Annotated in this window: 10 protein-coding genes; 6 read left to right on the top strand and 4 right to left on the bottom strand. The window is 66.6% G+C overall.

Annotated features, from left to right (window positions below):
- Positions 1-8 precede the first annotated feature (8 nt).
- On the bottom strand, positions 9-4,394 hold the full coding sequence (gene hrpA / locus Q0S71_RS21820) for an ATP-dependent RNA helicase HrpA (RefSeq protein ID WP_296000394.1): 4,386 nt from the start codon (positions 4,392-4,394) through the stop codon (positions 9-11).
- A 55-nt stretch (positions 4,395-4,449) separates the two neighbouring features.
- On the opposite strand from hrpA, the gene argA reads away from it, so the two are divergent.
- Together argA and Q0S71_RS21830 are read left to right on the top strand one after the other, a co-directional pair.
- The gene (gene argA / locus Q0S71_RS21825) at positions 4,450-5,760 is read left to right on the top strand and encodes an amino-acid N-acetyltransferase (RefSeq protein ID WP_296000396.1); all 1,311 of its coding nucleotides are present in this window, start codon (positions 4,450-4,452) and stop codon (positions 5,758-5,760) included.
- A gap of 33 nt (positions 5,761-5,793) precedes the next feature.
- Positions 5,794-6,066 carry an oxidative damage protection protein gene (locus Q0S71_RS21830; RefSeq protein WP_296000399.1) on the top strand — a complete coding sequence of 91 codons (273 nt, stop codon included), beginning with the start codon at positions 5,794-5,796 and terminating at the stop codon, positions 6,064-6,066.
- A 117-nt stretch (positions 6,067-6,183) separates the two neighbouring features.
- Here Q0S71_RS21830 and Q0S71_RS21835 read toward each other — a convergent pair whose 3' ends face one another.
- Both Q0S71_RS21835 and rpiA read right to left on the bottom strand, forming a co-directional pair.
- Positions 6,184-6,546, bottom strand: coding sequence for a hypothetical protein (locus Q0S71_RS21835; protein ID WP_296000401.1), 363 nt, complete (start codon positions 6,544-6,546; stop codon positions 6,184-6,186).
- Positions 6,547-6,630: 84 nt separating this feature from the next.
- Positions 6,631-7,356 carry a ribose-5-phosphate isomerase RpiA gene (gene rpiA / locus Q0S71_RS21840; RefSeq protein ID WP_296000403.1) on the bottom strand — a complete coding sequence of 242 codons (726 nt, stop codon included), beginning with the start codon at positions 7,354-7,356 and terminating at the stop codon, positions 6,631-6,633.
- A 247-nt stretch (positions 7,357-7,603) separates the two neighbouring features.
- Here rpiA and Q0S71_RS21845 point away from each other — a divergent pair, with 247 nt between their 5' ends.
- From Q0S71_RS21845 to Q0S71_RS21860, 4 genes are all read left to right on the top strand, one after another.
- A complete protein-coding gene (locus tag Q0S71_RS21845; protein WP_296000404.1) occupies positions 7,604-8,002 on the top strand; it encodes a response regulator in 399 nt (132 codons plus the stop codon).
- Entirely contained in the window at positions 7,990-8,619 is a 630-nt protein-coding gene (locus Q0S71_RS21850; RefSeq protein ID WP_296000406.1) for a chemotaxis protein CheC, read from the top strand. Before Q0S71_RS21845 ends, Q0S71_RS21850 begins: the two co-directional genes overlap by 13 nt.
- Positions 8,620-8,624: 5 nt before the next feature.
- Positions 8,625-9,668 (top strand): diguanylate cyclase, encoded by a 1,044-nt coding sequence (locus Q0S71_RS21855; RefSeq protein ID WP_367185330.1) that lies wholly within the window; start codon positions 8,625-8,627, stop codon positions 9,666-9,668.
- Between the two features lie 181 nt (positions 9,669-9,849).
- Positions 9,850-10,083, top strand: a complete 234-nt coding sequence (locus Q0S71_RS21860; protein WP_296000408.1) for a hypothetical protein — start codon at positions 9,850-9,852, stop codon at positions 10,081-10,083.
- Positions 10,084-10,408: 325 nt separating this feature from the next.
- Here Q0S71_RS21860 and Q0S71_RS21865 read toward each other — a convergent pair.
- Positions 10,409-10,626, bottom strand: a 218-nt coding sequence (locus Q0S71_RS21865) for a hypothetical protein (protein ID WP_296000410.1), incomplete at its 5' end; no start/stop codon positions are given.

Below are 10,626 nucleotides of genomic sequence, written 5' to 3' on the forward strand. Positions count from 1 at the left end.
AGCACACGTCAGCGCTGCATCGACTCCCACACTTTCTGCAAACGCTTGGCCGACACCGGCATCGGCGTGCGCAGTTCCTGCGCGTACAGCGACACGCGCAGTTCCTCGAGCATCCAGCGGAACTCGGTGAGCTTGGGGTCGGTGTTCTTGCCGGCCTGACGGTCCTTGGTCGCGCGCTGGTACAGCGTGGCAGCCTGCTGCCATTCGACCATCAGCTTGGCGTCGCGGGCGGGGTCGGCGCGCAGCTTTTCGATGCGCACGTTCATCGCCTTCAGGTAGCGCGGGAAGTGGGCCAGTTGGCTGTACTCGTTCTCCGACAGGAAGCGTTTGTTGACCAGGCCTTGCAACTGGCCCTGCATGTCGGCCGCGGCCTGCGCCGGCAAGCCTTGCAGCCGTTTCGGCAGGCCGTGGAATTCGGTCAGCACCTGCGCCAGCAGGCGCGCGATTTCATTGACCAGCAAGACCAGGCGCGACTTGCCCTCGTCCTTGCGCTTGCCGAACGAGGCGGCGTCGGTCGGCAGCGGATCTTGCAGGCACGCGATGTCGAGCGCCTTGTGGATGATCTGGTCGCGCAGTTCCTCCTGCGTGCCCATGGCCATGAACTGCATGCCCATCTGCTGCAAACCGGGGATGCCCTTTTCGATGAACTTGATCTGGTCCTTGAGCTGCAAGGCGAACAGGCGGCGCAGGCCGATCCGGTGGGTGCGCGCGGCCACGGTGGGGTCGTCGAACACTTCGAGGTCGCAATGCGTGCCCTTGTCGACCAGCGCCGGGAAGCCGATCAGCGTCAGCTTGCCTTGCACGATTTCGAGCAGCTCGGGCAGCTCGCCGAAGGTCCAGCTGGTCAAGCCGGTCAGCGTGATGCCGCTGGACGCGGTGCCGGCCGCGCCGCCGGCACCGCCAGTGCCGCCGCCGGCGCCGGCCTTCGATGATGGGGCGCCCTGCTTTTGCTGGCCCGCGTCGGCACCGTTGCCGGCCGCGCCGCCGCCACCCAGCGCGCGCAGGTTCACGCCGCCCTGCGGCGCCGACACTTCGGCCATCTTCTGGAAGCTCTGGCGCGCCTGCGTCCCAAACTCCGCTTGCAGGGTCGCCAGGTTGCGGCCCATTTCCAGCTGGCGTCCGTGCTCGTCGATCACCTTGAAATTCATGTAGTGGTGCGCCGGCAGCGTCTCCGGTTTGAAGTCGGTGGTCAGCACCGAGATCGTGATCTGGGCGCGGATGTCGGCGATGATGGCGTCGATCAAATCGCCGCGTCCGAAGGTGCCCGCCTCGTGCACGCGCTCGCAGAATTTGGCCGCGTAGTCGGGCAGCGGCACGCAGTGGCGGCGCAGCTTCTGCGGCAGGGACTTCAGCAGCAGATGTACTTTTTCCTTCAGCATGCCGGGCACCAGCCACTCGCAGCGCTCGCGCGGCAGCTGGTTCAGCGCGTACAGCGGCACGGCCATGGTCACGCCATCGCGCACGCTGCCCGGCTCGAAATGATACGTGAGCAGCAGCTCCAGGCCCGTCACCGACATCATCTTCGGGAATAGGTCCGTCGTCACGCCGGCCGCTTCGTGGCGCATCAATTCGTCGCGGTTCAGGTACAGCAGCTTGGGCTCCTGCGCCGTCGCGTCCTTGTGCCACTTCTCGAAGCCGGCGCCGTTGACGACGTCGGCCGGGATCAGCTTGTCGTAGAAGGCGGCGATCAATTCGTCGTCGACCAGCACGTCGAGGCGGCGCGATTTGTGCTCCAGGTTCTCGATGTCTTTTATCAGCTTGTGGTTGTGGGCGAAGAACGGCGCGCGGGTGTCGTAATCGCCGCCGACGAGGGCGTCGCGGATGAAGATTTCGCGCGCCTCGGCCGGGTTGAACGCGCCGTAGTTGATGCGGCGCTGGCTGTAGACCACCAGGCCGTACAAGGTCGCGCGCTCGGAGGCCGTCACCTGCGCCGAGCGTTTTTCCCAGCGCGGTTCACCCCAGGTTTTTTTCAGCAGGTGCTCGCCGACTTTTTCCAGCCACTCCGGCTGGATCTGCGCGATGCCGCGCGCGTACAAGCGGGTGGTGTCGACCAGTTCGGCCGCCATGATCCACTTGCCCGGTTTTTTCAGCAGCGAGGAACCGGGCCAGATATTGAACTTGATGCCGCGCGCGCCGAGGTAGCCGGCGCCCGGCTCGTCCTCGCCCTTGAAGCCGATATTGCCCAACAATCCGGTCAACAAAGCCAGGTGCAGGTTCTCATACGTGGCCGGCTTGTCGTTGACGCGCCAGCCCTGCTCCTTGACGATGGTGAGCAGTTGCGAGTGGACGTCGCGCCATTCGCGCAGCCGCAGCTGCGACAGGAAATTGGCGCGGCAGTTGTCTTGCAGCTGGCGGTTGGTTTTCTTGTGCTCGATGGCGTTTTCGAACCAGCTCCAGATTTTCAGGTGGCTGAGGAATTCGGACTTCTCGTCGGCGAATTTTTTGTGCGCCTCGTCGGCGGCCTGCTGGTGTTCCATCGGCCGGTCGCGCGGGTCCTGCACCGACAGCGCCGACGCGATGATGAGCATCTCGTTCAAGCACACGTTGTCGAGCGAGGCCAGGATCATGCGGCCGACGCGCGGGTCCAGCGGCAGCTTGGCCAGCTTGTGGCCCAGCGCCGTCAGCTGGTTGTATTCGTCGACGGCGCCCAGTTCCTGCAGCAGCTGGTAGCCGTCGGCGATGGCGCGCGCCAGCGGCGGCTCGATGAAGGGGAAGGTCTCGACGTCGGTCAGGTGCAAGGACTTCATGCGCAGGATGACGGCGGCCAGCGACGAGCGCAGGATTTCCGGCTCGGTGAATTTGGGCCGCTGCAAAAAATCCTGCTCTTCGTACAGACGGATGCAGACGCCGGCGGCGACGCGGCCGCAACGGCCGGCGCGCTGGTTGGCGGCCGACTGCGCGATCGGCTCGATCTGCAACTGCTCGACCTTGTTGCGGTAGCTGTAGCGCTTCACGCGCGCCAGGCCGGCGTCGACCACGTAGCGGATGCCGGGCACGGTCAGCGAGGTTTCGGCCACGTTGGTGGCCAGCACGATGCGGCGCGCCTGGCTCACCTTGAAGACGCGTTCCTGCTCCTCGGCCGACAGGCGCGCGAACAGCGGCAGGATTTCCACGTGCGGCGGATGGTGCTTGCGCAGCGCTTCGGCGGCGTCGCGGATTTCGCGCTCGCCCGGCAGGAACACCAGCACGTCGCCGGAACCGAGGCGGCACAATTCGTCGACGCCTTCGACGACGGCGTCCATCAGGTCGCGCTTCTCGCGCGCGGCGGCCGCTTTCGGCAGCGGCCTGGCGGCGGGGTTGCCACCGCCACCGGCGCCGCCGACGACGACGGCGTCGCGGTCGACCGGGCGGTAGCGCACCTCGACCTGGTACAGGCGGCCCGACACTTCGATCACCGGCGCCGGTTTTTCGGCCGTGCCGAAGTGGCGCGCGAAGCGGTCGGCGTCGATGGTGGCCGAGGTGATGATGATTTTCAGGTCGGGACGGCGCGGCAGCAGCTGCTTCAGGTAGCCGAGCAGGAAGTCGATGTTCAGGCTGCGTTCGTGGGCCTCGTCGATGATGATGGTGTCGTAGTTCTTCAGCAGCGGGTCGGTCTGGGTTTCGGCCAGCAGGATACCGTCGGTCATCAGCTTGACGGAGGCGCCGCGCTGCAAGGTGTCGGCGAAGCGCACCTTGAAGCCGACGGTGACGCCCAGCGGCGTGCCCAGTTCCTGCGCGATGCGCTTGGCCGTCGACGAGGCGGCGATGCGGCGCGGCTGCGTGTGGCCTATCATGCCGGACTGGCCGCGACCGAGTTCGAGGCAGATTTTCGGCAGCTGGGTGGTCTTGCCGGAACCGGTTTCGCCGCAGACGATGACGACCTGATTATTCATCAGCGCCTCGGCGATTTCCTGGCGCCGGCCCGAGACCGGCAAGTCTTCGGGATAGGTGATGACCGGAAGCGGGTTGCGGAAGGCCTTTTCGGCCGCTTTCGCGGCCTGCTCCTCCGGCGTCAGGCGCGGGCCGCGCGCTTCACGCGCATCGCGCGGCGGCTGGCCGTCGGGACGCGGGCCGCGGGCCTGCTGCTCCCGCTGCGGCGCGCCTTCCGGACGAGGCGCGCGCGGCTGCGGCTGGCCGCGCTGCGGCTGCGACTCTCCGCGCGGTGATTGCGGCTGCGATTGCGGCTGCGATTGCGGCTGCGGCGCGCCGCGCTGCGGTTGCCTATGCGGCGCGCTGCCCTGCGCATCGGCCGGCCGGCGCGGGCCGCGCTGGCGCTGATCGGGCTGGGGAGCGGGCTTGCTGGCGGGCGTGGCGGACGGCGTGGCGGGCGTGGCGGGCGGGGCTTCGAACTTGGCTTCGGGCTTGGCTTCTGGCGTGGCGACGGGCTGGATTTTTTTGTTACTGGCTTCTGACATTGTTTTTTACACTGTATTTGGCGCGCAGGTCGCGCAGCCAATTATAATGCGGCTAATGGAAAACCCTATCGAATTCGTCCAATGGCTGCGCTCCGTCGCGCCCTACATCCACGCCTTCCGTGGCAAGACCTTCGTGGTCGCCTTCCCCGGTGAACTCGTGACGGCCGGCGCGCTGCCGGTGCTGGCGCAGGATTTGTCGCTGCTGCACGCGCTGGGCATCAAGGTGGTCGTGGTGCACGGCTCGCGCCCGCAGGTGGCCGAACAGCTGGCGCTGCGCAATGTCGAGGGCCGCTTCACCAACGGCGTGCGCATCACCGACATCGCCGCCCTCGAATGCGCCAAGGAGGCCGCCGGCGAGCTGCGGCTCGACATCGAGGCCGCCTTCAGCCAGGGCTTGCCGAACACGCCGATGGCGCACGCGGCGATCCGCATCATCTCCGGCAATTTCGTCACGGCCCGCCCGCTCGGCGTGATCGACGGCGTCGACCTGGAGCTGACCGGCATCACCCGCAAGATCGACGCCGAGACCATCCATTCCATCCTCGGCGCCGGCGGCCTGGTGCTGCTGTCGCCGCTGGGCTTTTCGCCGACCGGCGAAGCCTTCAACCTGACCATGGAAGACGTGGCCGTGGCGGCCGCCATCGCGCTGCACGCCGACAAGCTGGTCTTCATCAGCGAGACGCCGATGATGGCCGACGCCGCCGGCAGCGAGATCCGCGAGCTGTCGTCGCACCAGGCCGAGGCCGTGCTGCTGGCCGACTTCCTGCCGGCCGACACCGCGTTTTACCTGGAGCACGCGATCAAGGCCTGCAACAGCGGCGTGCCGCGGGCCCACATCGTGCCCTTCGCCACCGACGGCTCGGCCCTGCTCGAACTGTTCACCCACGATGGCGTGGGCACCATGATCAGCCATGAAAACCTGGAAAGCCTGCGCCAGGCCACCATCGAGGACGTCGGCGGCATCATCAAGCTGATCGAGCCGCTCGAGGCCGACGGCACCCTGGTCAAGCGCGGCCGCGAACTGATCGAACGCGAGATCGATTACTTCTCCGTCATCGAGCACGATGGCGTGATCTTCGGCTGCGCCGCGCTCTACCCCTTCCCCGAGCAAAAGATGGCGGAGATGGCTTGTCTGACCGTCAACCCCGAGGTCCAGGCGCAGGGCGACGGCGAGCGTATTTTGAAGCACATGGAAAACCGCGCACGCGCCATCGGCCTGACCAAGCTGTTCGTGCTCACCACGCGCACCTCGCACTGGTTCCAGAAGCGCGGCTTCGTGCCGGCCACCGTCGACGCGCTGCCGAAAGACCGCCAGCGCATGTATAACTGGCAGCGCAAGTCACAGGTTCTCGTGAAGTCTTTATAATCACGTCTTCCGACACCGCTTTAGGAGCACCCGATGGCCCGCACTATCCACTGCATCAAACTCAATAAAGAAGCCGAAGGGCTGGACCTGCCGCCGTATCCCGGCGAATTGGGCAAGAAGATTTACGAGCAGGTCTCGAAAGAGGCGTGGGCCGCGTGGCTCAAGCACCAGACCATGCTGGTCAACGAAAACCGCTTGAACCTGGCCGACCAGCGCGCGCGCAAGTATCTGGCCACGCAAATGGAAAAGCACTTCTTCGGCGACGGCGCCGACGCCGCCATGGGCTACGTGCCGCCGGCCGATTAAGACGGAGCTGGCCGCAAGGCCGCGCCCCGCACCGCCGCGCCATGGGCGGCGCGCGCCGCTCTGGCGCGCGCCGCTTTTTTACGTGCGCGTTTTTACGTCCGCTGTTTTAGCTCGGGCTCACATCGCCTTGCACTGGCGCAGCTCGCACTTGGCCAGGTAGACCTGGCCGTTGTCGCAGGCCATGCGGTAGACTTCGACCGGCCCCTGCTGCGACACCAGGCCGGCGCCGACACTGCTGGTGCAGCCGCGCAGCTTGGCCAGGTTGCCCACCGTGGCCGAGGAGATGCCGGAGCGGAATTGCACTTTTTCGATTTCGACGCCGTCGAGCGTGGCCAGCGGGCTGCCGTCGCTGGCCGTGGTGCGCTGCGGCGCCGGCCGCGCCACGGCGACTTTTTCGCCGTGGCCGAACGGGGAGTGGAACATCGAGCAGGCGCTCAACAGCACGCTGGCGGACAACAGCAGGACTTGCGATGACTTCATGGTGGACTTTGCTCGTAAGTGGAAGTGGTGCGTGATAGCGCTGCGACCCGCGGCGTGGCGTCGGGGTCGCGGGCTGCGGTAATTTTAGAACGTCAGCGTGCGCACGCCGTCGCTGCCGCCCAGCAGGCAGACGTCGGCGCCGCGCCGCGCGAACAGGCCGACGGCGATCACGCCGACGATCTCGCCGATCTCCCGTTCCAGCGCCGCCGGGTCGGTGATCGCCAGGCCGGCGACGTCGATGATCATGCCGCCGTTATCGGTGAGGAAGGCGGCGCCGTCGGCGCGCTGGCGCAGCGTGGGCTGGCCGCCCAGCGCGACGAGCCGGCGCATCACGGCCGCGCGCGCCATCGGCAGCACTTCGACCGGCAGCGGGAACGTGCCCAGCACGTCGACCAGCTTGGAGCCGTCGGCGATGCAAACAAATTGTTTCGCCACCGAGGCGACGATTTTTTCGCGCGTCAGCGCCGCGCCGCCGCCCTTGATCATGGCGCCGGCGGCCGTGATTTCGTCGGCGCCGTCGATGTAGACGGCGATGTCGGTGACGTCGTTGAGGTCGTGCACGGCGATGCCGTGGCCGGCCAGCCGCGCCGCCGTCGCTTCGGACGACGCCACCGCGCCGGCGATGCGGTGCTTGATCTTGGCCAGTTCGTCGATGAAGAAGTTGGCCGTCGAGCCGGTGCCGACGCCGATGATCTGGCCGTCGACGACGTAGGCGATGGCGGCGCGGGCGACGGCCTGTTTCAGTTGGTCCTGGGTCGGGGCGGCGGCGGTGGTCGGGGTAGGCGTGGCGGGCGTGGCGGCGGATGTCATGGTCGGGCTATCGTCTATGGGTGGGTCATGGGTGGATGGGTGGCGCCGCCGTCTTGCGGCGCGCGCGTGATGGCCGCTATTTTATAGCGGATCGCCCGCGCGCGGCCGCGCTTCGCATCGAAAATTGCGCCGTGACAACAACAGCGCGGGCCGGCTGTTGTCCGCTGGCAGCATCGCGGCGCGCCGCCGGCCGGGCCCCCGTCAAGTGTGCGAAAATGCAGCACCACCACCGCCCGCAGGATCGCCCATGCCTCCCACCACCATCCTGATCGTCGACGACAGCCGGGTGTCGCGTCTGATGGCGCGCCAGTACATCCTGGGCCGGCACGCCGACTGGGTCGTCGACGAGGCCGGCAGCGGCGAGGAGGCGCTGGCGCGGATCGCGGCGGCCACCGAGGACGGCGTGGCCGGGCCGGACTTGGTGCTGATGGATGTCAACATGCCCGGCATGGGCGGCATCGCCGCCGCCGAGCAGCTGCGCCGCCTGGCGCCGGCGCTGAAGATCGCGCTGCTGACGGCCAATGTGCAGCGCGCCACGCGCGAACGGGCGGCCGAGCTCGGCATCGGCTTCATGGAAAAGCCGATCACGGCCGAGCGCATCGCCCAGTTGCTGGCCGTGCTGGAAGGACCGCCATGTTCGAGCTGAACGCGCTGGAAAATGACGCCCTCATCGAAATCTTCAACATCGGCGTCGGCCAGGCCGCCGCCGCCATGAGCGCCATCGTCCGCGAAGAGGTGACGATGTCGGTGCCGGCCATCCGCTTCATGCACCGCGCCGCCGCCGCCGTGCTGCTGGGCCTGCCCGAGCAGCAACAGCAGCAGCGCATCTGCGGCGTCAGCCAGCATTACGAGGGCGCCTTCGAGACCGAGGCCATCCTCATGTTCCCTGAGGATAAAAGCCTGGAGATCGTGCGCCTGATGGTGGGCGAGGCCGTGCCCCTGCAAGAGCTGACGGAGATGGAGCAGGAGGCCATGTGCGAGATCGGCAACATCATCCTCAACGCCTGCGTCGGCACGCTGGCCAATATCTTCCAGCATGAGTTGCAGGGTTCGCTGCCGGTCTACCACGTCGGCACCAGCGACGACATCCTCACCGCCAGCGGCAGCCTGGCCGACACCATCGTGCTGATGCTGCACATCGATTTTATTTTGGAAAAACACCAGATCCACGGCTACGTCGCCTTCATCCTCGACATTTCGGCGCTGCACGACTTGAAAGAGCAGATCAACCGCTACATCGCGCGCGCGATGGGCCAGGCCTGAGCGCCATGGACGCCATGGACGGCACCACGGACACCACGGACGGGAGCGGCACGGCCGCATTCCGCCTGAGCCTGCTGCACAGCGTGCTGTGCGCCGTCAACCTGGGCGCCATCGTGCTCGACGGGCAGCGCCGCGTCGTGCTGTGGAACAGCTGGATGAGCAAGCACAGCGGCCGGAACGACGCCGCCGCGCTGGGCCAGGACTTGTTCGCGCTGTATCCGGAACTGCGCGGCGGCCGGGTCGAGGCCGCCGTCCACCAGGCGCTGCACAACCATTTCCCGTCGCTGCTGTCGCAATCGCTCAACAAGGCGCCCTTCCCCCTGTACGCCAGGGGCGCGGCGACGAAGGTGGCGCAGGTGCCGCCGGCGCAGGAAGTTCAACACGTGGACGGCGAACGGATGCAGCAGGCGATCGAGGTCACGCCGATCGCCATCGCCGGCGCGGCGCACCACTGCCTGATCCAGATCAACGACGTCAGCCTCGCCGTCGCGCGCGACAAACTGCTGCGCGACCAGGCCATGGTGCTGCGCTCGCAGACTTACACCGACGGTTTGACCGGCATCGCCAACCGGCGCCACTTCGACGTCGCCATGGAAAAGGAGTGGCGCCGTGCCAAGCGCAGCGGCGCCGCGCTGACCTTGCTGATGATCGATATCGATTATTTCAAGGCGTATAACGACCACTACGGCCACCAGCAGGGCGACCAGTGCCTGATCCAGGTGGCGGCCGCGCTGTCGGGCATGCTCAAGCGGCCCTGCGACTTGATGGCGCGCTACGGCGGCGAGGAGTTCGCGATGATCTTGCCGGAGACCGACAGCGGGCAGGCCGGGCCGATGGCCGAGGCGATGCGCTTGCGCGTGCTGGAGCTGGCGATCGCGCACGCGCACAGCCGCTGCGCCGGCGGCCACGTCAGCGTCAGCATCGGCATCGCGACCCAGGCCGCCCAGACCGTGTACGCGATCGCCGACTTGATCGGCGCCGCCGACCGGGCGCTGTACGGCGCCAAGCGTTCGGGCCGCAACCGGGTCGAGGCGGAGCCGCCGGCCTGAGGTTGGCGGCGGTTTTCGGCGGTTTGCGGCCACCGGCGCGCGCATGTCGCCATGGGCCACGGCCAGACTGCGCCACCACCGTTGCGGCACTAATTCGAACGCTACGTCTTCCAGGCGGAAGCGAAATTTGCGCCGCTCGGGCAGCGTCCAGTTCTTGTCGGGCTCCGAAGGGCGGGCAGCGATGCCACCACTTGCGCCGCCGGTTGGCGAAGCGGAAGCGGAAGTGGCGGCGTCAGCGGAAGCGGTCAGCGGCCCCGCGTCGGACCGTGCCAGCATCGCGAGCGCGCGTTGTTCAGTCTGCCGTAAATTGCGTCGCAGTTTGCTGGCGATGGTCCAGTTTTTTTCTCCGGGAAACCGCACCATGATATCGATCCAGGCGTTGCGCATGGTCGACGTGAACGAGCCGGCGAACTGATTCGGCGTGACCGGACGGCCGCAATGGAGGATCTGGTTGCCGACGACGACCGCGGTCTGGTGCTCGCCATATGACAGCGTCCGCAAATACGTGCCTTCCGGCAGGAACAGCAATTTCCATTGATAGCCGCGCACCGGGTCCGAGGCGGCGGCGCCGTCCGCGGCCGTGGCAATGGCGGCGGCACGGCGCTTGTTTTCATCCAGCCAAAACCGCACGGCGGTGGCGATCAGCCCGGATATATCTTGCGAATGCTGCGGATCTTGCGGATCATCATTTGATGGCAGGTAAGTTATCAGCTCGGTGAGGGTACTGATATCTAATTGGGTCACTGTGGCAAACACTCTTTTCTCCTTTCCTGTTTTCCTGTTTTTCCTTCTTTTTCTTTCTCTTTTTTTCTTATTCCTTCGTAAGCGTCCAGCCCGCCCATCTTCAAAACCTTAATCGGTTTGCCCAGACTCCGACTTTTGGAGATGGAGATGGTGATGGGGAACAAGGAGCGAGAGGAGCAATGGCGGGTGCGTGTGGCGCGGTGGCGCGAGAGCG

Origin of the sequence: Rugamonas sp., from assembly GCF_025354735.1 — a bacterium.
GTDB lineage: Bacteria > Pseudomonadota > Gammaproteobacteria > Burkholderiales > Burkholderiaceae_D > Rugamonas.

Coding starts and splice junctions, on each gene's coding strand:
- hrpA (WP_296000394.1), bottom strand. CDS start 4,394: ATGTCAGAAGCCAGTAACAAAAAAATCCAGCCCGTCGCCACGCCAGAA.
- argA (WP_296000396.1), top strand. CDS start 4,450: ATGGAAAACCCTATCGAATTCGTCCAATGGCTGCGCTCCGTCGCGCCC.
- Q0S71_RS21830 (WP_296000399.1), top strand. CDS start 5,794: ATGGCCCGCACTATCCACTGCATCAAACTCAATAAAGAAGCCGAAGGG.
- Q0S71_RS21835 (WP_296000401.1), bottom strand. CDS start 6,546: ATGAAGTCATCGCAAGTCCTGCTGTTGTCCGCCAGCGTGCTGTTGAGC.
- rpiA (WP_296000403.1), bottom strand. CDS start 7,356: ATGACATCCGCCGCCACGCCCGCCACGCCTACCCCGACCACCGCCGCC.
- Q0S71_RS21845 (WP_296000404.1), top strand. CDS start 7,604: ATGCCTCCCACCACCATCCTGATCGTCGACGACAGCCGGGTGTCGCGT.
- Q0S71_RS21850 (WP_296000406.1), top strand. CDS start 7,990: ATGTTCGAGCTGAACGCGCTGGAAAATGACGCCCTCATCGAAATCTTC.
- Q0S71_RS21855 (WP_367185330.1), top strand. CDS start 8,625: ATGGACGCCATGGACGGCACCACGGACACCACGGACGGGAGCGGCACG.
- Q0S71_RS21860 (WP_296000408.1), top strand. CDS start 9,850: ATGCCACCACTTGCGCCGCCGGTTGGCGAAGCGGAAGCGGAAGTGGCG.